This window comes from Nocardia rhamnosiphila NBRC 108938 (genome assembly GCF_000720425.1).
GTDB lineage: Bacteria > Actinomycetota > Actinomycetes > Mycobacteriales > Mycobacteriaceae > Nocardia > Nocardia rhamnosiphila.
In genome coordinates, this window is record NZ_JOAJ01000002.1 from 270,889 (window position 1) to 289,210 (window position 18,322).

General features: G+C 69.3%; 19 protein-coding genes. 6 read left to right on the forward strand and 13 right to left on the reverse strand.

Annotated features, from left to right (window positions below; all coding sequences use genetic code 11):
* Positions 1-10: 10 nt before the first annotated feature.
* Complete coding sequence (locus tag IG75_RS0110075; protein ID WP_051714457.1) at positions 11-247, reverse strand: hypothetical protein; 237 nt, start codon at positions 245-247, stop codon at positions 11-13.
* Between the two features lie 156 nt (positions 248-403).
* Entirely contained in the window at positions 404-880 is a 477-nt protein-coding gene (locus IG75_RS40745; RefSeq protein WP_307688168.1) for a recombinase family protein, read from the reverse strand.
* Between the two features lie 65 nt (positions 881-945).
* On the opposite strand from IG75_RS40745, the gene IG75_RS0110085 reads away from it, so the two are divergent.
* A complete protein-coding gene (locus tag IG75_RS0110085) occupies positions 946-1,692 on the forward strand; it encodes a HEAT repeat domain-containing protein (protein WP_030520934.1) in 747 nt (248 codons plus the stop codon).
* A gap of 7 nt (positions 1,693-1,699) precedes the next feature.
* Here IG75_RS0110085 and IG75_RS0110090 read toward each other — a convergent pair whose 3' ends face one another.
* The 3 genes from IG75_RS0110090 to IG75_RS0110100 form a co-directional block, all read right to left on the reverse strand.
* On the reverse strand, positions 1,700-2,146 hold the full coding sequence (locus tag IG75_RS0110090; protein WP_030520935.1) for a DUF1579 family protein: 447 nt from the start codon (positions 2,144-2,146) through the stop codon (positions 1,700-1,702).
* A 316-nt stretch (positions 2,147-2,462) separates the two neighbouring features.
* A complete protein-coding gene (locus IG75_RS0110095) occupies positions 2,463-3,029 on the reverse strand; it encodes a dihydrofolate reductase family protein (RefSeq protein ID WP_030520936.1) in 567 nt (188 codons plus the stop codon).
* 65 nt (positions 3,030-3,094) lie between these two features.
* Entirely contained in the window at positions 3,095-4,141 is a 1,047-nt protein-coding gene (locus IG75_RS0110100) for an NAD-dependent epimerase/dehydratase family protein (RefSeq protein WP_030520937.1), read from the reverse strand.
* A 181-nt stretch (positions 4,142-4,322) separates the two neighbouring features.
* On the opposite strand from IG75_RS0110100, the gene IG75_RS0110105 reads away from it, so the two are divergent.
* Complete coding sequence (locus IG75_RS0110105; RefSeq protein WP_030520938.1) at positions 4,323-5,318, forward strand: zinc-binding dehydrogenase; 996 nt, start codon at positions 4,323-4,325, stop codon at positions 5,316-5,318.
* A gap of 36 nt (positions 5,319-5,354) precedes the next feature.
* Here the strand turns inward: IG75_RS0110105 and IG75_RS37290 are convergent, their stop codons facing one another.
* The 4 genes from IG75_RS37290 to IG75_RS0110125 form a co-directional block, all read right to left on the reverse strand.
* Complete coding sequence (locus tag IG75_RS37290; RefSeq protein ID WP_051714458.1) at positions 5,355-5,900, reverse strand: SRPBCC domain-containing protein; 546 nt, start codon at positions 5,898-5,900, stop codon at positions 5,355-5,357.
* Between the two features lies 1 nt (position 5,901).
* The gene (locus IG75_RS0110115) at positions 5,902-6,240 is read right to left on the reverse strand and encodes an ArsR/SmtB family transcription factor (protein ID WP_030520940.1); all 339 of its coding nucleotides are present in this window, start codon (positions 6,238-6,240) and stop codon (positions 5,902-5,904) included.
* A gap of 48 nt (positions 6,241-6,288) precedes the next feature.
* Positions 6,289-7,113, reverse strand: a complete 825-nt coding sequence (locus tag IG75_RS0110120; protein WP_036513268.1) for a nucleotidyltransferase domain-containing protein — start codon at positions 7,111-7,113, stop codon at positions 6,289-6,291.
* Between the two features lie 274 nt (positions 7,114-7,387).
* Positions 7,388-7,876, reverse strand: coding sequence for an FBP domain-containing protein (locus IG75_RS0110125; RefSeq protein ID WP_030520942.1), 489 nt, complete (start codon positions 7,874-7,876; stop codon positions 7,388-7,390).
* Positions 7,877-8,123: 247 nt separating this feature from the next.
* Between IG75_RS0110125 and IG75_RS0110130 the strand changes: the two genes are divergently transcribed.
* Entirely contained in the window at positions 8,124-9,590 is a 1,467-nt protein-coding gene (locus tag IG75_RS0110130; RefSeq protein ID WP_030520943.1) for a flavin-containing monooxygenase, read from the forward strand.
* A 102-nt stretch (positions 9,591-9,692) separates the two neighbouring features.
* Complete coding sequence (zapE, locus tag IG75_RS0110135) at positions 9,693-10,772, forward strand: cell division protein ZapE (protein WP_051714512.1); 1,080 nt, start codon at positions 9,693-9,695, stop codon at positions 10,770-10,772.
* Here the strand turns inward: zapE and IG75_RS0110140 are convergent.
* The 3 genes from IG75_RS0110140 to IG75_RS0110150 form a co-directional block, all read right to left on the reverse strand.
* Entirely contained in the window at positions 10,766-11,227 is a 462-nt protein-coding gene (locus tag IG75_RS0110140) for a hypothetical protein (RefSeq protein WP_030520945.1), read from the reverse strand. The two genes, zapE and IG75_RS0110140, sit on opposite strands and share 7 nt — an antisense overlap.
* Positions 11,228-11,412: 185 nt before the next feature.
* Positions 11,413-12,657 carry an acyl-CoA dehydrogenase family protein gene (locus IG75_RS0110145; RefSeq protein WP_030520946.1) on the reverse strand — a complete coding sequence of 415 codons (1,245 nt, stop codon included), beginning with the start codon at positions 12,655-12,657 and terminating at the stop codon, positions 11,413-11,415.
* Positions 12,654-13,787 (reverse strand): acyl-CoA dehydrogenase family protein, encoded by a 1,134-nt coding sequence (locus IG75_RS0110150; protein WP_030520947.1) that lies wholly within the window; start codon positions 13,785-13,787, stop codon positions 12,654-12,656. The genes IG75_RS0110145 and IG75_RS0110150 overlap by 4 nt, the downstream gene beginning before the upstream one ends.
* Before the next feature lie 279 nt (positions 13,788-14,066).
* Between IG75_RS0110150 and IG75_RS0110155 the strand changes: the two genes are divergently transcribed.
* Positions 14,067-15,218 (forward strand): nuclease-related domain-containing protein, encoded by a 1,152-nt coding sequence (locus IG75_RS0110155; RefSeq protein WP_030520948.1) that lies wholly within the window; start codon positions 14,067-14,069, stop codon positions 15,216-15,218.
* Between the two features lie 142 nt (positions 15,219-15,360).
* Here the strand turns inward: IG75_RS0110155 and IG75_RS0110160 are convergent, their stop codons facing one another.
* Entirely contained in the window at positions 15,361-15,876 is a 516-nt protein-coding gene (locus IG75_RS0110160) for an MmpS family transport accessory protein (RefSeq protein ID WP_051714459.1), read from the reverse strand.
* Between the two features lie 266 nt (positions 15,877-16,142).
* Between IG75_RS0110160 and IG75_RS0110165 the strand changes: the two genes are divergently transcribed.
* Positions 16,143-18,311, forward strand: coding sequence for an elongation factor G-like protein EF-G2 (locus tag IG75_RS0110165; RefSeq protein ID WP_030520950.1), 2,169 nt, complete (start codon positions 16,143-16,145; stop codon positions 18,309-18,311).
* Positions 18,312-18,322 lie beyond the last annotated feature (11 nt).

Genomic DNA, 18,322 nt, shown 5'->3' on the forward strand with positions numbered 1-18,322 from the left:
GGTTCTCCGGTCAGAGGGTTTTCGCTCGGGCCGCCACGGTGTCGGCGGCTTCCTTCAAACCGGCGGCGGGGTCCAGTTCGCGGAAACGCTTGACCGCCTCGACCTTCTTGTTCCTGCGCAGCAGATCATCGATTTCGGTGAAGTCGAGGGCTTCGGGATCCTCGATCTCCAGATGCTGCATGATCAGATCGAGTTTGCGCTCGAGACGGTTGATCCTGAGTTCGAGGCGAGAGTTGTTTCCCAACACGACAAAACCGTAACAAGGTGCCCATAGCACGCCAACCGGGTTTCGACGCCCCGGACCGCAGTGATGATGCTTCCCTGTCTGCTCGACCTGACGGTCCGGAACAGTCGGCCTCGACCAGGAGCAGGATTCCGATCGGCTTCGAGTGGGTGGTCGAAGCTATTGCCCGCGGGCCCGGTCCGCGGCGAGGCCTTCGTGGGTGCCGTCGACGATGAGTTCGCGGAGGAACTCGGCCAGGGCGGCGAACACATGGAACACCAGGCGCCCGCCGGGAGTGGTGGTGTCGAGGGATTCTTGCAGGGACCGGAACCCGATGCGACGGCGCCGCAGATCGGCCACGATCATGATCAGGTCCTGCGGGGAGCGGCCGAGCCGGTCCAGGGAGGCGACTACGAGGGTGCCGCCGGCGCGCGGCAAAGCCGGATGCTTCAGCATCCGATCCCGAGGCTCCTGGCGATGCCGGCCGCCACCCGGATACACGACCACCAAGCCGTGGAGGACGTGACCGTCGGCGTACGCGAGGCGCTGGTAGCAGAGTCCGGTAGGGATGCCTGCCACCCGCAGCAGGGCGGCGCGGAGATGGGACTTCGCGTAGCAGAGACCGACCCGCTCGCGTAGTACTTCGCCGACGGTCAAGGTTACGCGGTTTCGCGGACGGCTGGCGCCACCGGGTGGACGACGGCGGTCGGTAGGCTCGCCCGGTGGCCCTGCTCGTGCACCTGACACCGGAGAAGAACGCTCGGCGGATCCGGCGTGCGGGCATCACTCCGGGTAGCCATGGACGCGGAGTGTTCTGTATGCCGGTGATGCCGTCTTATGTGCTGTCGCATCAGTGGTTACGCGAGCTTCGCCGCGGCGGGCAGCGGCTGATCGTCGCGGTGGATTTCCGAATTCCGGACGACGAGCCGGTTCTCGTCGGGCACTACGGCGCCGGCGCGACCGAGATGCCGGTGGCCGAGGCTGTTTCGGTCATCCTGCACGCCGAGGATGCGCGCGGGTACGAGATCCTCGTACCTCGTTCGATCGCCCGTGCCGAACTGCGGCGAGTCCGGCACGTGCGGCAGGTGACGGGTTGGCGGTATCACCCCAGGGCGCACGGGCAGCGGCCCTGCGCGTGTCCGGCATGTTTGGGACGTGGTGAGTTCAAGGCCGCCGACCTACGTCGCCGGTTCGCGACAGACCCCCCGGAACCCACGAAACCTCAACTACTGGAGCAACTGCGCAACGCGGACAAGGATGACGACCTGATCGACGCACTCTACGGCCTGGGCAGCAGGAGCCGCGGTGACGTCACCGATATCGCCCACCTTGTCGACCATCCCAGCTCGGATGTCCGTTACGCGCTCGCCTCGGCGCTGCACAGATATCGCGGCGGCGAGGCCCGTCGGCTTCTGGAACGCCTGTCCACCGATGCCGATCTCGAAGTGCGTGACGCGGCGCGGCGGTGACCGTTCATCATTCGATGGCGGCGAAGTTCATGCGCATCCACGGGATCCATGTGCCGGTGCCGGGATCACGTTCCCACAGCGCGGACATCGACGATCCGTCTTCGGATGGCCGGAGAGTACTGCGCATTCCTTCGCCGTCGAAGAGCCAGGACCCATCGGCGTTCGGGCGTGCCGTCATAGTGCTGTACGCACCGGAGGCGTCGAAGGCCCGCATCATGTAGGTACCGGCCTCCGGGGCGTAGTCGCCGATCAGTTCGAGAGCCCGCGTGCGCTCGCCACCCATCATCACGTCGACGCGGTGCAGCACCCATCGGCCTCCGGTCATCCACTCGTATTCGTCTGTGCCCTCGATTTTCACCGTCTGCCGGCCTTGCTCGTCGAGGACGACACCGGAGGTCTTCCACCTGCCGATGATCGGCTCGAACCGGAGCATCGCGGGGATGAGTGTGGCCATTCGAGGTTCTCTCTTCGTCGGCGGGACATGCTCGGCCCCGAGCAGCGCATCGAATAGATGCGCGCGCAGTGCGCCCGAGGAGTAGACGAGCCGGACCGGGCGGACTCATCGGTACTTTCGATTCCCGGTGAACCCGTGAGATTCCTCCCCGGCGGCCGGGAACCCGACGACGCTCCTCGTCGGGTTCCTACCCAGCCGATCCACTTCGTCGGGCCTGGTACTCCAGCTGTAGATCGCTCGGGCTGCCGGTGCCTACGCTTTCCGTGGCTTGCGCCGCTTGCCTCGGCCGTACGTCGGCAGCGCGCGCATGGCCGTGTCAGTCGTGTTTCGCCCCGTAGCGCAGCAGGACCGCGCCGCATGGGAAGGTGCGGTTCTCCAACAGTCGCAGCGGTATCCATGACGTCAGTGTCGGGAAGAACGGGGTGCCGCCGCCCACGGCGGCGGGCGTGAGCATGATCCGGTACTCGTCCACCAGTCCGGCCCGCACGATCGGTGCGGCCAGCGTCGCGCCGGCCACCTCCAGCCTGCCGTCGGTTTCGGCTTTCAGTTTCGTCACCACCTCGACCGGGTCGCCGCGTTCCAGGCGGGAGTTCCAGTCGACCGACTCCAGGGTGCGGGAGAACACGACCTTGGGCATATCGCGCCAGATGCGGGCGAAGTCCACGTTCCGGGGAGTGGCGTCCGGAGCCTGGTCGGCGGTCGGCCAGTACGCGGACATCAGTTCGTAGAGCCGCCGCCCGTAGAACGCCAGGGCGGTCTCCCGCTCGAAGTCGTTCCAGTACTGGAGGAGCTCTTCGCTCGGATCGGACCAGTCGAGGTTGCCGTGCGCGTCGGCGATGTACCCGTCCACCGAGACGTTGAAGCCATAGATGAGTGTGCCCATGGAGATCAGACTGCGCCGGAGCGCAGAACTCATCGCGACGACACACGAATATTGTCGGATCCTTGTCAGCCGATCGCGGCGCCCGCCGCGGTCGGCCGGAGTGGGGCGGAGGCGAATTCCGCCAGCCCGGCGGCCGGGTCGATACGCGCGGTGAAACCGAGCACCTGCCGGGCGCGCGCGGGGTCGGCGACGATATGGCGCACATCTCCCGACCGCACCGCGCCGGTGACCACGGGTTCCGGCCCGCCGTGGGCGGCGGCCAGGGTCCGCGCGACGTCACCGATGGTGATCGGATGTCCCGAACAGATGTTCAACGGCTGAACCCCGGGCAGCGCGGACTCGACGGCGGCCACATTCGCCGCGGCGATATCGGTGACGTGCACGAAATCCCGCATCTGCCGGCCGTCTTCGAACACCTGCGGCGCCCGTCCCGCCGCCAGCGCCGACCGGAATATCGCCGCGACCCCGGAATACGGGGTATCCCTGGGCATTCCGGGTCCGTAGGCATTGTGGTAGCGAAGTGCGGTGACCGTGCCACCGGTGGCCGCGGCCCAGGCGGTCGCGTAGTGCTCTTGCGCCACCTTGCTCGCCGCGTACAGACTCCGGGGCCGCGCCGGCGTGTCCTCGGGAACCGGAGCCCAGGTGAGTGCTACGCCGTGCCGCCGGTGTTCGAACCGGCCGGCCGCGAGGTCTTCGGGCCGGCGCCCCGCCACTTCCACGATCCCGCCCGGCCCCTGGTAGAGCCCCTCGCCGTACACCACCATCGAGGAAGCCAGGATGAGCCGGCCGCATCCGGCGCGGTCCATCGCGGCCAGCAGTACCGCGGTGCCGTAATCGTTGTGTCCGGCATAGGCGGGCGCGTCCTGGGCATCGACACCGGCGCCCACCACGGCGGCCTGATGACACACCACGTCGACGCCGGGTAGCAGCACATCGAGCCCGGCGGGATCGCGGACATCCACCCGCCGCACCCCCTCCGGCGGCTGCGCCCCGGGTCCGTGCGCGGCGGGCAGCATCAGGTCGACCGCCACCACGTCGTGGCCGCGGGCCCGCAACGCGGCGTGGATATGGGAACCGATGAATCCGGCCGCGCCGGTCAGCAGTACTCGCATACCCCGATCCTGCCTCTCCGAGGGCGCCGGACCCGGCAGCCGGACGTGGGTGTCACGGTTTCGTCGTTCCCGGCCGCGCCGCGTCCGGCTCTGCCGCTCCACGACTCCGCCTTGACCTGAACTTATGTAAAGGTTTCAGACTGGTCGAGTTCACCGGTTGTCGAACCCGAGGAGTGACATCGTGCAGGCAGTACAGGCAAAGGAATTCGGCGGACCCGGTGTCCTCGAGCTGCGGGAGCTTCCGGTCCCGGAACCGGACGCCGGCCAGGTCCTGATACGCGTCGCCGCGGCGGATGTGATGTTCCTCGATACCCGACTGCGGTCGGGATGGGGCACCGACTACTTCGCCGTACAGCCGCCTTACGTACCCGGCGGCGCTGTCGGCGGGGTCGTCACGGCCGTCGGATCGGGCGTCGACCCCGCGCTGCTCGGCACCCGGGTGACCGCACGAACCGTGGCCAGCGGCGTCGGTGGCGGTCTGCCCATCGGCGGCTACGCCGAATACACGCTCGCCGGTGCCGGGCAACTGAACCGGATACCGGACGGTGTGGGCATCGACCGGGCGACGGCGGTGGTCCACGACGGCCATACCGCGCTCGCGGCCTTCGAACGCGCCGGTATCCGGCCCGGGCAGCGGGTGCTGATCACGGCCGCGGCCGGTGGTCTCGGCACATTGCTCACCCAGCTGGCCCATCGGGCGGGAGCCCAGGTGATCGCCGCCGCCCGGGGGGAAACGAAACTCGCGCTCACCCGGCGTCTGGGGGCCGAGACCGCGATCGATTACTCCGAGACCGGCTGGACGGACCGAGCCCTGGCCGCGACCGGCGGCCGGGGACCCGATGTGGTGTTCGACGGCGCGGGCGGCGACCCGGGCGATGCCGCGCTGCGGATCGTGGCCGACGGCGGTCTCTTCATCGGATACGGCGCCGCGGCCGGTGAATTCGCCGCTGCGGGAGCCGACAGCGCCCGCGAGCGAGGAGTGGAGGTTCTCGGCCTGTACGACCTGGACATCGGCAACGACAGCCGGGCCCGCTACGCCACCCGGATCCTCGAACTGCTCGCCACCGAGCAGCTCGAGGTCGTCATCGGACAGACCTTCCCGCTCGCCGACGCCGCCGCGGCGCACGCCGCCATCGAGAACCGTTCCGCGCTCGGCCGCACCATGCTGCGGGTCTGACGTCCCGCCGCCGAATACCCCGCGGCCGCCGCCGATTCAGCCGATGATCTCGGCGTATCGGCGCTCGAGCGCGAGGATCAGCGCCCGGTCCGGCTCGCCACCCGAGCCGGTATCGAGCGAATCCACCAGCGCGTCCAGGCAGACGTGGTATCCGGCGGCGGTCCCCGATATTCCGTGCGGCCCAGGGGTACCGAACCAGACCGTGCACAGCAGCCGGGATCCGGCATCGTCCGGCACGATCTCGAACAGCAGATGCTCGTCGTCCCAGAGGAATTCGAAGAGACGTGGCGGTTCCCAGGTCAGGATCCGACCCGGCAGTACCGGGTCCTCCGGGGCGATTCCCGCTTCGGTCAGTTCTTCGCCTGCCCGCTCGACCGCCTCCGGCCAGAAGCGGAATCGTACCTCCGCACCCGGGCGGCGCTCACCGATGATGTCCGCGGGGAACCAGTGCCGCAGGTGTTCGGATTCGGTGAGCGCCCGCCAGACCTTCTCCGGCGGATGCGCCAGGATGCGTTCGTAGCGGGTGCCCACGCGATCGCCGTCGCGCAGGACTTCACCGAGACGCCGGGTCACGTCGGTCATATCACTCCTCGGGTTCATGGGGTCCTTCGTCGTCGGGCACCGTGTCCAGATATCGCTCGAACTCGTCGAGGCGATCGGCCCAGATCTCCCGGAACGGCGCCAGCCACAGATCGATCTCCCGCAGCCGGGCGGGCGCGAGACCGTAGTGCCGGCGCGGACCGTCCACCCGGACGCGCACCAGCGCCGCCGCGTCGAGCATGCGCAGATGTTTCGACACATTGGGCTGGGCCGCGCCGAGCGCACCCACCAGCTCACCGACGGTGCGCTCACCGTCGCGCAGCAGATCGAGAATCCGCCGCCGGGTGGGATCGGCCAGTACTTCGAAGACATCGCGTACCACCCGGACAATATTTCCCTAGAGGAATATTCCTGTCAAGGCATATTGGGCTCAGGGTTCCACGGACCCCTGGGCGGCCTCGCGTCGTACAGTCGCGGCCACCGTCCGGCCCACCCAGGCCGAGAATTCGCCGACCTGCGCCGCGGGCAGCTCCGCCGCCCGCGCCCGCGGCCGCTCGAAACTACGCAGCGCCTCGCCCACGAGCGCACCGAATCCGTCCCCGGCCGCCACGATGGCCCGACCGGCTTCCCGTTTGGCCACCCAGCGGCCGGTGCGGCAGAAGTACACGGCCCGGCACCCGTTGAGCACCCGATTGTCGGCGAGGTGCCCGGAACCGGACGCATGCTCGTCGACGGACGCCGCCACCGCGGCGAGCAGATCGATCCGGCGCGGCGCGGCGAGCACCTCGCGCACCGCCCGTCCGAACAACGGCAGCCCACTCTGGTGGGCAACCGCACGATCGATCACGTACCAGAACGCCGATGCTTCCGCGGTATCGAAATCCGCGACCGCGGGCAGCAGCGGGCCGGTGTTCAGGTTCAGCAGATAGCCGGGTTCCGGCGCCCCCGACGCGGCGAAATCCGCGTCGTAGACCACCAGCTCCAGTCCGGGGGCGGGGCAATCGAGCGCGGGGTGGGCCAGGGCTTCGGCGAGGTCGTGGACCAACCGCTCGGGCCCGCCGGAGGCGACGACCACCGTGATATCGATATCGCTGCGACCGTGCCGGTAATCCCCGAGCGCCAGGGACCCCACCGCGAACACGCTGAGAAGCCGGTCGCCGTAGACGGCATGGGTCCGCCGTACCAGTTCGGCCAGATACGGCGCGACCTCGATCGGTATCGGCCGGGAAGGCACCGCCGCGCCGGGGCCGGTCACCGGCCGTGCGGGAAGCGTCCGGTCACGCGGAACACTCCTCGGCGTCGATCGGTCATCCGCCCAGGCTAAACCGTCACCCGGCCGGGGTAATCCCGGGCGCATCCTCCCCGACCGGCGCGGTCCGGCACGGCCGGGCCGCCTCGGCCGGGGAGGATGCGGGAGGCTCCGGATTCCGCCGTTGTGGGGCGGGATCCGGAACACTTCCCGGGCCGGGTCTCGAGTATCGGCGCATAGCCACTACCTCTTTCTCGTCGAGCGGTATCCACCGCGATGATCAGCCGCGGACGCGGGTCAGGAACGCGGTGATGTTCTCCCGGATCTGCTCGATCCGGTACTCGGGATCGAAATCGTCGCGATAGGCACGGCCCATCGCGGGCGTTTTCTTCCGGCGGGCGTACAGCGAACACGCCAGATCGTCACACATATAGGTCCCGGTCGAGTTGCCGCGACGGCCGGCCTCGCCCGCCTTCCGTGCCGTCATCAGCACCACCCCGCCGTTGGTGTGCGTGGTGGAGCAGATCGTGCACATCTGCGAACGCCGTGGTCCGCCCGTTTCGTACCGCAGTGCGATACCGGCCGGGCCGTGCTCCTCGGGGATCACGAGATAGGCGCGCCCGGCGGCTCCGGGATCGGACCAGCCGAGGAAGTCCAGGTCGTCCCAGGGGCGGTCGGCCAGATCGGTGGGTATGGACAGCCGTTTGGCGTCGCCCTTCGAGCAATTGACGAACGACGCTCTGATCTCGCGTTCGGTCAGGGGTTCCATGACACTGCATCTCCTTCGAGGAGTCGGGATGGACAAACCGCGATAATTTATCGGCCACGCGGCCGGTGGGCAATCGGTTTTCCGGCGGTGACCGATGCGTACCCGCCTGGGCGTCGACCGCGCGCGGCACCCCCACGCGGCCGCGGGCGACGCGGTGTCGGCCCGGAAACGTTTGGCCGAAAGTGCCGATCCGGACCCCCGGCACCGTCCTACAGTGAGGAAGACCACAGCGGCGACAGGAGTTGGTATGAATGCGCGACGCCCGGTGTCCATCCTGATCATCGGCGCCGGATTCGGTGGTATCGGCGTGGCGATCGAGCTGCGCCGGCACGGATTCGACGACATCACCATCCTCGAGAAGGCCGAAGACCTCGGCGGTGTGTGGCGGGAGAACACCTACCCCGGCGCGGCCTGCGATGTACCGTCCCCGCTGTACTCCTACTCCTTCGAGCAGAAGCCCGATTGGCCACAGCGTTACTCCGGTCAGGCCGCCATCCACGACTATCTGCGCGGCGTGACCCGCCGGCACGGCCTGCTGGAGCGAATCGAGTTCGGCGTCGCGGTCACCGGCGCGGAGTTCGACGAGCAGGCCGGGAGCTGGACGGTGCAGACCGCCGACGGCGGCCGGCGGACCGCGCAGGTGCTGATCTCCGCCGTCGGCCAGCTGTCGCGCCCGCAACTGCCCGCCATCCCGGGCGTCGGCAGTTTCGCCGGCCCCGCCTTCCATTCGGCCCTGTGGGATCACGAGGTCGACCTCACCGGGAAACGAGTGGCCTGTATCGGCACCGGTGCGAGCGCCATCCAGTACGTTCCACAGATCCAGCCGGTGGTCGAGCAACTGACCCTGTTCCAGCGCACCGCGGCCTGGGTGCTGCCCAAGTTCGATACCGACTACTCCCCGGTCCAGCACAAGCTCTTCGCCAAGATCCCCGGCATGCTGCTGGTGGAGCGGCTCGGCTGGTGGCTCACCGCCGAGATCTCCTCGCTGGGTCTGGTGGAACTGCCGATCATCAGCCGTCTCGTCGCGCGGATCGCCGCCCGGAACCTGACGGAGAACGTGGACGATCCCGGCCTGCGGGCCGCACTCACCCCCGACTATCCGATCGCCTGTAAACGCGTCCTGTTCTCCAGCGACTACTATCCCGCGCTCACCCGGCCCAATGTGGAAGTCACCACCTCGGATATCACCGAGATCACTCCGCAGGGTGTGCGGACCGCCGACGGCACCCTGCACGAAGTCGATGTGATCATCTACGGCACCGGGTTCAAGGGCACCGAGTTCCTGTGGCCGATGCGTATCACCGGCCGCGACGGGCGCGAGCTGGCCGAGGTGTGGTCCGCGGGCGCACACGCCTACTACGGGATCACGGTGCCCGAATTCCCGAACCTGTTCATGGTGTACGGACCCAATACGAATCTGGGCGTCGGATCGATCATCTACATGATCGAATCGCAGTCCCGCTATATCCGGCAGGCAGTCGAGCTGCTCGCCGGCACACCCGGCCATGTCCTCGAGGTCCGCGCCGACACCGAGCGCGCTTTCAACGACGCCCTGCAGAAACGCCTCGAACGCACGCCGTGGAACTTCTGCTCGAGCTGGTACCGCAACGCGGCCGGCAAGATCACCAACAACTGGCCGGGTACGGTCACCCGGTACCGCCGCCGCGTCCGCAAACTCGACCCACGGGATTACACGCTGACACCCGCGGCATGACGCCCGCTCCATCGGGCGATCATCCTCACATGTGCTCCTGATCTCTGGGCTCGGTGGCGTCGTCCTGCCAGGCTGACCTCCGGGACCGAGGAGGTGGCGAAGGTGGCCGGAACGCCACGCGGTTGGACGCCGGATGTTTTCGAGGCGGCCGCCCGGACAGCCGGATTCGAACTGGACGCGTCGCAGTACGCGGCCGCCGCCCGACTGGTACAGCTCGGCGACGAGATAGCGCGCCGCCGTAAGCTCTTCGGCTCGACGCCGCGCGGCGTGTACGTCTGGGGACCGGTGGGGCGCGGGAAGAGCTGGCTGACCGATACCTTCTACTCGGCGGTGCCCATCCCCGGGAAACGGCGTATGCACTTCCACGAGTTCTTCCGCGAATTCCACACCCGCTATGCCGCCCACCGCCACGAGAAACACGCTGGCGACCGCGCTGTCCGCGAACTACTCGGCCACTCCCGGCTGGTGTGTTTCGACGAATTCCACGTCCATGATCCCGGCGACGCCACCATCATGGCCCGAGTCGTGCAATCGCTGCTCGCCCAGCGGATCATACTGGTCGCCACGTCGAACTATCCGCCGTCGGGTCTGCTGCCGAATCCGCTGTTCCATCATCTGATCGAACCGCTGGCCGCGACCCTGCACAGTGCACTGGATATCCTCGAGGTCGCGGGTCCCCGCGACTACCGGCGGGCTCGCCGGCCGGGAACATCCGCCGCCGAGTTCGCACGCGGCGGCTACGTCTGGCCCGGTGCCGACGCCCAGCTGGCGCGGGCCGGCCTGGTGCCGCCGGCCCCGGCCGAACGGCAGCGCGTCCGGATCGGTACGCGTACGGTGACCGCCCGGGCAGTGCGCGGCGACGCGGTCTGGTTCGATTTCACCGATCTCTGCGACGGTCCGTACTCGACCATCGACTACCTGAGCCTGGCCGACCGGTTCCGGGACTGGACGCTGTCGGGTCTGCCCCCGCTGGCCACCACCGGCCGCGACGCCGCGCAACGTTTCGCCAACCTGGTGGACGTGCTGTGCGACCGGGACCGCCGCCTGCATCTCGTGGCCTCTGTGCCGCGCACCGAATGCCTGACCGGTGATCTCCTGCCGCCCGATATCCAGCGCACGGCCAGCCGCCTGGCGTTACTGCCGGAGATCGGCGGCGCACCGGTCGCTGTGGCCGATCAGTAGTCGGGGAAGAGCCAGAGGCCCTGCGCCGCGGCCGCCCGCAGGAACGCGGCCAGCGACCGCACCCGGGCCAGCGCGTAGCCGTCGTCGCTGTCGTGGCCGAACAGCGGCGCCGGCACCGCGCCGGTCTCCGCCCGGACGAGCCATTCGTCGAGCCGTTTCAGCAGGCCCCGCACCTCCTCGGGATCGAAAAGGTCGTAGAAACTGAGCCCGAATTCGTCGGATATCCACCCGTCGTACACCTGACCCCGGAAGCCGGTCGGGTCGCCGTCGGAGGGCCAGAACAGCCCACCGGTCGCGAACTCGCGCGCCAGTTCACGGAAGGGCTCGGGCTCCTCCGGATGCAGCCAACCGAACTCGCCGCGTTCCTCCGGCGCCATGTCCTGCAACCGGCGGAAGGCCGCGCCATCGGTCACCCGGCTCTGGCCGGGCCGGACGGCGTACACATCGAGTCCCATGGGTCGAGCCTAAGGTGCCCGTCCCCGCCCCGCAGATCACGCGTTCCCCACCCGGTACGACCGATGACACCGCCGTATCGCCGCGGTCGGCGCACCGCGCGGACGGCGGACGACCTCGGCGGGAACGCGACGCGGCCCAGGAGCGGGATCACGCCGCCGGGCGACGAGGCCGGCCGGGCGGTTCGTCACGCGCCGGGGCGCCGGCCGCCGCGCGGGACGTCCCGGAACGGGACATCGTGGTCCGACCGCGCCTCGCGGGGCATCCCGAGTACGCGTTCGCTGATCACATTGCGGGCCATCTCGGTGGTGCCGCCGCCGATACAGCTCACCTGCCGCATCAGGAACACATCGCCGATACCGCCGAACTCGTCGGTCCAGATCGCACCGCCCGCGGTGGCGATCTCGTATTCGATGGTGGCCCGGCGTGATTCGGCGATACCGCGGAACAATCGGCCGATGGCGGCGGACTGGTCGGAGATACGGCCGGACGCCATACCGGCGCCGAGCCGCCGCTGGAGTTCGGTGCCGACGACCTCGAGCATATGGGCCTCCCCGATCAGATCACGGACTCCCGGCTCGTCGACGGTTCCGGCCCGGTAGGCGATCTCGGCCGGGGACCGGTCGGAGAGGGCGGGTTTCTCGGGCACGGTGACATACGGCGATTCCGACAGCAGGCGTTCGTGGTACATCCAGCGGGTCCCGACCGTCCAGCCGCCGTCCACCGCGCCGATCCGGTCGGTATCGGGCACCCGCACGTCGGTGAGGAATTCCTGGCAGAAGTCGCGGGCGCCGTTGAGCATCTCGATCTGGTGCACCTCGATACCGGGCTGGTGGATCGGCAGCATGAACACCGTCAGGCCGCGGTGTTTGGGCACGTCCCAGTTGGTCCGTGCCAGGCACAGCGCCCAGTCGGAATACCAGGCGCCGGTGGTCCAGATCTTGGCGCCGTTGAGGATCCAGTCGTCGCCGTCGCGGACGGCGGTCGTCACCGCACCCGCGACATCGGAACCGCCGCTGGGTTCGGAGAGGAACTGCATCCAGATCTCCTCACCCCGCAGCATGGCCGGGATATGGCGGCGCTTCTGCTCCTCGGTGCCGAAATCGAGCAGGACCGCCGCGCACGGCGACAGGGTCGGCACCTGGAACCGGGACGGATACTCGTAGCCGGCCAGTTCGCCGGTGAACGCCCGCTGGTGTTCGGCGGTGAGTCCGCGGCCCCCGTATTCGACCGGGATCGCGATACCGGCGAACCCGGCCTCGTAGAACGCGCGCTGGAGTTGCCGGTCGTAGGCGACGGCCGCGAGTTCCTCCTCCCGCGCGACCTTCCGCAGCCCGGCGGTGGCTTCGGCGCGGTAGGGCCCGAGTTCGGCCCGGATCCAGGCCCGGGCCCGCAGGCGGAAGCTCTCGACGTCTTCGATGGCGCCGGTCATACCGGGAACTCCTGTTCGATGAGACGGTCGGCGATCCGGCGGCGGTGTTCGGCCGGCGTGCCGTGGAGTGTTCCGTTGACCGTGGCCCGGCGCAGGAACAGGTGCAGGTCGTGTTCGAAGGTCAGCCCGATTCCCCCGTGCAGCTGGACACAGTCCTGGAGCAGTTCCGGACCGTGGTGGCCGATGAACGCCTGCGCGACATCCACCAGCATGCCCGAATCCGGACTGTTCGCATCGATCGCGGCGGCCGCGCTGTCGGCGATGGCATGCGCGGCCTCGAGCCATGACTTCAAATCCGCGATACGGTGTTTCAGCGCCTGATAGGACGCCAGCGGCCGACCGAAGGAATAGCGGTCGGCCACCCAGTCGAGAGTCATCTCGAAACCGGTCTGCATCGCGCCGACCGTTTCGGCGCAGTGCAGAACGAGCGCGATGGCCAGTTGTCGTTCGATCCGGCCGGCCGCGGTCTCGATGTCGCCCACCAGCCCGGTCCGGGGCACCCGGACATTGTCGAAGACCACCCGGGAGAACCGGCGGGTCAGGTCGGGTGAGCGCAGCGGCGTGCTCGAGACGCCCGGCGTCTCCGCGGGGACGAGGACCTGCGCGAGGCGGCCGGCGTAGCGTCCGGTCACCAGGAGCCGGCCCGCGGCCGCGGCCGATTCGACCGGCTGCTTCACGCCGTCGAGCACCAGATCGGTGCCGTCGTCGCGGATCTCGAGCGCGGTCGCGCCGAGGCCGTGCCGCGGCGCGGGTTCGGCGTGGCACCAGGTCGCGACGGATTCTCCGGACAGCAGTTCGGCGAGCACCGCCGGATGGGCACCGGTATCGGACAGCGCGGCGGCCACGATATTCACCGGCACCAGCGGGCCGGGGGCGGCATGGCGTCCGAATTCGTAGGCCACGAGCGTGAGATCGGCGACGGGCCGGCCGCTGATCGTGCCGCCGCCGCGGTCTTCGCCCACCAGCAGCGAGGTCCACCCGAGTTCGGCGCCGCGGCGCCAGTAATCGGCGGTGAACCCGTCGGCGTCGCCGCGGAACCGGCGGAGTTGATCCACCGGTGCCCGGGTGGTCAGGAACTTCGCCGTGGTGGAACGGAAGAACTCCTGTTCAGTGGTTGTTTCGAACAGCATGCGGTCCTCCGTGCGGCCTCGTGCCGGCTGCGGTGCAGCGCGGGCGAACGCCACCACGACGGACGGCCGAATCGGTGCCGCCACCGTCGGCGCTCCCTGAAGTCGAATACCGTACGTCGGGCCGCCCCCGCAATACCCGGCGCTGATGATGCAGGTAGGAGGCCCGGCCGGACGGGTGCACCGGGGATGAAGACTCACTGTGGCAAAGGGTTTCGCGTCCGGGCGGCGCGACTACCGATATCGTGTCCACATCACCGGCGACAGGGAGGGGGATTCGGGATGCTCGTCATCACCGACAAACTCAGATCGGGCGCGGAGAGACGGGTTGTCGGCTGGCTCCGGAAATGGGAAGGGGACTACCGGGTTCCCGGAGTCGCGATCACGAACTGCTTCATCTCCGGACAGGAGGTGGACCTGGTTATCATCACCCCGTACACGACCGTGGTCGGGGAGATCAAAGGTGTCGACCCCGAGGTCACCGGCAGCGTCCTGCAGTGCACCACCAACAGCCGCTGGCGCGTTCCGGGCTCCGCGGGCGACCCGGTCAGCGTGCGGGACAACGACACCACGCCCTACGACCAGGTTCGCGACGGGGTGTTCAAACTGAAGGCCGCCGCCGGGCAGGTGGGCGGGAGCGCCTTCGTCACCGGTCTCGTGGTGGTGCTCCCGCCGCGCGGATCGACCATGCGGCTCGAGAAGAAGTCGGCACCGCCACCGGGTTGCGATGTGCTGCTGTGCAATACCCAGAATCCGCTGCGCGCCTGGTTCCATCGCGCCCATCACCGCAGCGCCGTCGTCTGGACCGCGGAACAGGCCTACGCGGTGATCGAAGCGCTCGAATACGGTGACCGCACCACCATCGCCGAACTGGCCGAGGAGGGTTTCCCGCTGGATTCGGCCCTTCCCGCGATCGAACCGCTTCCGCTTCCGCCTTCCGCACCGGATCCGGTACCGGCCCCTCCCCGTGCCGTCCCGCCGCCGCTGTCCGCGCCGGCCCGCGAAACGGTTCCGCCGCCCGCGGTCGAGGCGGACAGCCCGTCCACGGCGGCCCCGGCCGACCCCGCCCGCCCGCCGGAACCACCGGCTGCCCCACCACCGCCGCCCCTCGAACCGCAACCGCAACCGCAACCGCAGCCCCGGCCGGTGACCGAACCGCTCCCGGAGCCGGAAACCACCGAACGGCGCCGGGCGCACTGGCAGACCGCGGCGGCATTCGCGGTGATCGCCGTTCTCGGTGGCGGCTTGTGGCTGGTGGCCCGCGGCGGTGGCGACGCGCCCGCACCCCGGGAAACCGGGAATCAGCAACAGACCAGCTCCGTCGCGGAGGTCCCGGCTCCCGCGCCGCAGCCCGCGGCGGGGGTCCCGCAACCGCCGCCGCGCCCCGCGCCACCGGCGACGCCGGTCTGCTACCCGTTCCAGCCGCGCTGCTGACCTGTCGATCCGCGCCGGACCCGGGTCGGTCTGTACCCGATCCGCCGTTCGTCGACCGAAAGCACTGTCGCGCAGGCTTCGGAGATGGGGTCCTCGCGGTCCGAGCGCGATGATCGACCGTGCGGCACCGGAGACCCGCGGCCTACTCCCCGCCCGCGGCCCCCGAACACCCCGCCGACGCGTAGGGACCGGTGGAGGTCTGTTCGGAGACGAGCCGGCCGCCGATGAGGATCCGGCAGGTCACTTCCCCGCCGTCGCCGTCGTTGACCGCGATCAGCGAGACCATCGTGCCGAAACTCTCGATGAGCACATCCCGCCGCCACGGCAGTCCGGCCGCTGTTTCCCGGGCCATGCCGAGGTCGTGACCGAGGTAGGTGATCGAGACCTCGCCGGCCGTGCCCTCGACCTCGTAGCTCACCGCGACCTCGCGGTCGGCGTCCTCGCCGCCCTCGTTCGCGATCCCCGCCACCACCGCGACACACCCTCCGACCAGACAGAGGGCCGTCAGGACGAGCCCCGCGACGACCCACGGCCATCGAGAGCGCCCGTGCCGGGACCGGCGACCGGCAGGCGCGGGGCCGGCGTACGGATCCTGCCGGTACGCGGGGGCCGGGGGTTTCCCGGAGCGGCGCCGGTGCTCGCCGGGCGGTTCGATCAATGTGAACTCCTCGGGTCGGGGGACGGCCGGCGCACCACTAGGAGGTGGATCACATTTGGACAAATTGATGTTACATAGCTATTTATGCTGCTCAAAATCCTATTTTAGGGCCGTTGCGGGCGGGCTGTCGCAGCCCCCTGCCGACCTCCCCGGGGTTCGTGCGGGCACCGCGGGAGGGGAGCCGGTCGGAAGAGACCGTGGACCACGGGCAGCACCGGTGGGAAGCTCATAGATGACCGCATGCCGATTGCCGAGGACGGTGAGTCATGGGTGTCAGAGCGAACGGGGTGACGAGCCCGGAGAACATACGGAACGTGGCGCTCGTCGGAAGTAGCGGATCGGGTAAAACCACTCTGGTGGAGGCGCTGGCGCTGGCCACCGGCGCGGTGAACCGGGCGGGCCGGGTCGAGGACGGGACCTCGCTGTCGGACTACGACGAGATCGAGCAGCGAAAACACCGGTCCGTGCAGTTGTCGGTGGTGCCGGTCCGGTGGAACGGAGTGAAGATCAATCTTCTCGACACGCCGGGCTACGCGGATTTCGTCGGCGAACTGCGCGCCGGACTGCGGGCGGCCGACGCCGCACTGTTCGTGGTGTCGGCGGCCGACGGCGTAGAAGGCGTCGGCGGGGCGACCCGGGCTCTGTGGGAGGAATGCGCGAGCGTCGGAATGCCACGGGCGATCGTGCTGACCCATCTGGACACCGCGCGCGCGGATTTCGAGGAACTGCGCCGCACCTGCCAAGCGCTGCTCGGCGGCAGGTCGGCGGACAACGTACTGGCACTCCATCTGCCCGTGTACGGACCGGCGGGCGCGGACGGGCACCGCCCGGCCACCGGCCTGATGGAACTTCTCGAACAGCGGGTGGCCGACTACTCGGGTGGCGAGCGGACCTGGGTCGATCCGGCGCCCGCCGATCGGGCCCTCACCGAACAGGCCCGGGAGCGACTCATCGAGGGCATCATCGCCGAGAGCGAGGACGAGACCCTCATGGACCGCTATCTGGGCGGGGAGCCGATCGAGCTGGCCACCCTGGTCACGGACCTGGAGCGCGCGGTGGCACGGGGTGGCTTCCATCCGGTGCTGTTCGCGGCGCCGGCCGCCGCCGATGGACGGCACGGCCTGGGCACCCTCGAACTGCTCGACCTGATCACCGCGGGGTTTCCCGGCCCGGCCGAGCACGCGGTACCGGCCCGGCGGCTCGCCGACGGGTCCACAGCGATCACCCTGCGCTGTGATCCCACGGCCGATCTGGCCGCCGAAGTGGTCCGGACCTCGTCGGACCCGTATGTCGGCCGGGTCTCGATGGTCCGCGTTTTCTCCGGCACGCTGCGCGCCGACGACACCGTCCACATCTGCGGGCACGGCTCGGGCGCCGAGCACGACGACGACGAACGGATCGGCGGACTCACTGCCCCGTTCGGCCGGGAACAGCGGCCGATGAACGAGGCAGTGGCCGGTGATATCGCCTACGTGACCAAACTCGGCCACGCCCGGACCGGCGATACTCTCTCCGCTACCGGCGACCCGCTGCTCATCGATCCCTGGCCGATGCCGGAACCACTCCTGCCCACGGCGATCCGGGCCCACGGTAAGACCGACGAGGACAAGCTGCCGCAGGGGCTGGCGCGGCTGGTCGCCGAGGATCCCGCCCTGCGGGTGGAGAACAACGAACGGACGCATCAGCTGGTGCTGTGGTCGCTGGGGGAAGCACAACGCGATGTCGCACTGGAACGGTTACGCAGCCGATTCGGCGTCGACGTCGACGTCGAGGAGACCCGCGTCCCGCTGCGAGAAACATTCGCGGAGCAGGCCGAGGGGCGCGGGCGACATGTGAAACAGTCCGGCGGGCACGGCCAGTACGCGGTCTGTGAGATCCGGGTGGAACCGCTCACCGAGGGATCCGGGATCGAGTTCGTGGACAAGGTCATCGGCGGCGCCGTGCCGCGGCAGTTCATCACCTCGGTGGAGAAGGGCGTGCGCGCCCAGGCCGAACGCGGGGTGAGCAGCGATAGGCCGCTGGTCGATGTGCGGGTCACCCTGCTCGACGGTAAAGCGCATTCGGTCGACTCCTCCGACGCCGCCTTCCAGACCGCCGGAGCCCTGGCCCTGCGGGACGCGGCGGCGGGCAGCCGGATGGCGCTGCTCGAACCCATCGCGCTGGTGGAGGTCCGGGTTCCCGACGAGCACCTGGGCGCGGCCCTGACCGATCTGTCGGTGCGCCGCGCCCGGATACTGGGCACCGAACCGGCCGATCGGGGTCGCACGCTGATCCGCGCCCAGGTACCGGAATCCGAGCTCGTCCGCTACGCCACCGAACTGCGCTCGCTCACCCACGGGGTCGCCCAGTTCACCCGCGAATATCTCCGGCACGACCCGATGCCCGCTCAGCTGGCGGAGAAGGTCCGCGACCGGTCACCCGCGGCCCGCGCCTGAACCCGGCCGGT

Coding starts and splice junctions, on each gene's coding strand:
- IG75_RS0110130 (WP_030520943.1), top strand. CDS start 8,124: ATGAATGCGCGACGCCCGGTGTCCATCCTGATCATCGGCGCCGGATTC.
- IG75_RS0110145 (WP_030520946.1), bottom strand. CDS start 12,657: ATGACCGGCGCCATCGAAGACGTCGAGAGCTTCCGCCTGCGGGCCCGG.
- IG75_RS0110090 (WP_030520935.1), bottom strand. CDS start 2,146: ATGGCCACACTCATCCCCGCGATGCTCCGGTTCGAGCCGATCATCGGC.
- IG75_RS37290 (WP_051714458.1), bottom strand. CDS start 5,900: ATGACCGACGTGACCCGGCGTCTCGGTGAAGTCCTGCGCGACGGCGAT.
- IG75_RS0110155 (WP_030520948.1), top strand. CDS start 14,067: ATGCTCGTCATCACCGACAAACTCAGATCGGGCGCGGAGAGACGGGTT.
- IG75_RS0110100 (WP_030520937.1), bottom strand. CDS start 4,141: ATGCGAGTACTGCTGACCGGCGCGGCCGGATTCATCGGTTCCCATATC.
- IG75_RS0110140 (WP_030520945.1), bottom strand. CDS start 11,227: ATGGGACTCGATGTGTACGCCGTCCGGCCCGGCCAGAGCCGGGTGACC.
- IG75_RS0110125 (WP_030520942.1), bottom strand. CDS start 7,876: ATGGAACCCCTGACCGAACGCGAGATCAGAGCGTCGTTCGTCAATTGC.
- IG75_RS0110165 (WP_030520950.1), top strand. CDS start 16,143: ATGGGTGTCAGAGCGAACGGGGTGACGAGCCCGGAGAACATACGGAAC.
- IG75_RS0110095 (WP_030520936.1), bottom strand. CDS start 3,029: ATGGGCACACTCATCTATGGCTTCAACGTCTCGGTGGACGGGTACATC.
- IG75_RS0110150 (WP_030520947.1), bottom strand. CDS start 13,787: ATGCTGTTCGAAACAACCACTGAACAGGAGTTCTTCCGTTCCACCACG.